The sequence below is a fragment of the Actinomadura sp. NPDC048032 genome (assembly GCF_040653175.1).
Lineage (GTDB): Bacteria > Actinomycetota > Actinomycetes > Streptosporangiales > Streptosporangiaceae > Spirillospora > Spirillospora verrucosospora.
On sequence record NZ_JBEZJP010000710.1, the window covers coordinates 1 to 2,312 of the forward strand.

Annotated in this window: 2 protein-coding genes and 2 pseudogenes; 1 reads left to right on the plus strand and 3 read right to left on the minus strand. The window is 76.0% G+C overall.

The annotated features are described in order from the left end of the window. Window positions 1-717 (minus strand): annotated as a pseudogene (locus AB0C69_RS41350) (steroid 3-ketoacyl-CoA thiolase); the annotation flags it as partial. 200 nt (window positions 718-917) lie between these two features. On the opposite strand from AB0C69_RS41350, the pseudogene AB0C69_RS41355 reads away from it, so the two are divergent. Beyond that, a pseudogene (locus AB0C69_RS41355) lies at window positions 918-1,412 on the plus strand (aminotransferase class I/II-fold pyridoxal phosphate-dependent enzyme); the annotation flags it as partial. Here AB0C69_RS41355 and AB0C69_RS41360 read toward each other — a convergent pair. Both AB0C69_RS41360 and AB0C69_RS41365 read right to left on the minus strand, forming a co-directional pair. Further along, complete coding sequence (locus AB0C69_RS41360; protein ID WP_360362192.1) at window positions 1,409-1,852, minus strand: NUDIX hydrolase; 444 nt, start codon at window positions 1,850-1,852, stop codon at window positions 1,409-1,411. The pseudogene AB0C69_RS41355 and the gene AB0C69_RS41360 overlap by 4 nt on opposite strands. Beyond that, on the minus strand, window positions 1,849-2,312 hold a 464-nt coding region (locus tag AB0C69_RS41365), incomplete at its 5' end, for a LuxR C-terminal-related transcriptional regulator (protein ID WP_360362195.1). The genes AB0C69_RS41365 and AB0C69_RS41360, both read right to left, overlap by 4 nt.

Below are 2,312 nucleotides of genomic sequence, written 5' to 3' on the forward strand. Positions count from 1 at the left end.
GGTGCCCGCCGTGTGCAGGCCCTCGGGACCGAGGACCGGCTTGAGCCCGGCGAGCCCGTCGGCGGTCGTCTCGCGCAGGCCCTGGTCGCGGGTGACCTCGCGCGTCTCGCCGGTGACGCCGCCCTCGGCGTCCAGGACGGGCGCGGTGATCGGGGCGATCTCGCGGTCGAAGCGGCCGTCCGCCCACGCCTTGGCGGCCAGCTGCTGGGAGCGGGCGCCGAACGCGTCGAGGTCGGCGCGGGTGATGCCGCGGCGGGCGGCGATCCGCTCGGCGGCCTCGAACTGGTTCGGCATGTCGAGCGACCAGTCGTCGGGCCGCGGGTTGGCCGGCATGACGTTGCTGCCGAGCGGGGCGCGGCTCATCACCTCGACGCCGCAGCCGATCGCGACGTCCACGACCCCGGCGGCGATCTGGGACGCCGCCAGGTGGACGCCCTGCTGGGAGGAGCCGCACTGGGCGTCGATGGTGGTGACGCCCGCCTGCCACGGAAGGCCGGCGTACAGCCAGGAGTAGCGGCCGACGTGCCCGCCCTGCTCGCCGGCCTGCGTGACGCAGCCCGCGAAGACCTGCTCCACCTCGGCGGCGTCGATGCCGGAGCGCTCGACGGCGGCGTTCAGGGCGTGCGCGAGGACGGCCATCGGCTTCAGGCCCGCGAGCCATCCGCCACGCTTGCCGAGCGGCGTGCGCACCGCCTCGACGATCACCGGGGTACCCATGCGGTCTCCTTCTAGAACGCGATTCGCCTCCGAATGTAACGTGTTCTAACTTTGCCGGGGAAGGCCGGTCCCGGTGAGAGGGATCCGGCGCCGCCCGGCACCCGGCGCCGCACCGGTCCCCACGCCGCCGCGCCGGCGGTCGCCCGGCGGGGGCGTCGGCGCCTTCACCGACCGCTTCACCGGCCGTCAGCGTCGGGACCCACCTGCCGGACCGCACCGTCCTCGTGCGCTCCTACTCCAAGTCGCACGGCCCCGACCTGCGCATCGCCGTGATCGGCGGCGCGGCCGAACCGGTGGAGCGGGTCCGGGTCCTGCGCAGCTTCGGCACCGGCTGGACGAGCCGCGTCCTCCAGGACGCCCTCGCGCACCTGCTGACCGACCCCGCCGCCGACGAGATCGTGGCACGGGCGCGCCTGGCCTACGCCGAGCGCCGCGACGGGCTGGCCGCCGCGCTCGCCGAGCGGGGCGTGCCGACGGGCAACCGCGACGGCCTGATGCTGTGGGTCCCGGTCGCCGACGAGTCCGGCGCCCTGGTCACGCTGGCCGCGCACGGCGTCGCCGCGGCGCCCGGCAGCCGCTACCAGATCGTCCCGTCCGGCCCGCACCTGCGGATCGCGACGAGCCGCCTGCACGACACTCCGTTCCCGCTCCCGGAGCTGGCCGACCTGATCGCGCTGGCCGCCCGGCCCCGCTAGGGAACGAGCCCGGGGAGGTCTCCGGCGTGGTGGCGCAGGTAGGCGGTGAGCGCCTCGGGGACGAGGTTCAGGTGCCCGAGGCCGGCGGGCGTGCACGGGACGAGGTCGACGTCGTAGCGGCCCTTCGAGGGGTCGTCGAACTCGGGGCCGTGCCGGCGCGAGAGGTCCATCGTCACCAGGCGGCAGACGTAGAAGGCGGTGAGGCGGTGCAGCTCGGGCGCCTGCTCCGCGCACGCGAAGACCTGCCGGACGGGTCCGGCGGTCGCGCCGAGTTCCTCGTCCAGCTCGCGGCGCAGGGCGGCCTCGGGCGAGGCGTCGGCCGGCTCGATCCCGCCGCCCGGGGTCGTCCAGTAGACGGGGCGGCCGGGCACGGTGCGGCGCAGCAGGACGAGCGCGTCGCCGTCCAGCAGGAGGGCGCGGGCGGCCCGGCGCAGCCTCACGAGTTCAGGTAGGCCAGGACGGCGAGCACGCGGCGGTGCCCGCCGTCGGTGGGCGGCAGGCCGAGCTTGGCGAACACGGCGCCGATGTGCTTGCTCACCGACCGCTCGGTGATGACGAGGGTCGCGGCGATCGTGGCGTTGTCGAGGCCCTGCGCCATCAGCCCGAGAACCTCGCGCTCGCGCGGTGTGAGCTCCTGGAGGGGGTCGTGCCGGGACGTCATCAGCTGGGACACGACCTCGGGGTCGAGGGCGGTGCCGCCGGCGGCGACGCGGTCGAGGGCGTCGAGGAACTCGTCGACGCGGCCGACCCGGTCCTTGAGCAGGTAGCCGACCCCCCCGGCGCCGCCGGCGAGCAGCTCGGCGGCGTAGGTCTGCTCGACGGCGCCCGCGGCCGCCCTGTCCGCCGCTCCCCGCAGCCGCTCCCCGATGCGGACGGCGTAGGCGTTGAGGAACGCGTGGC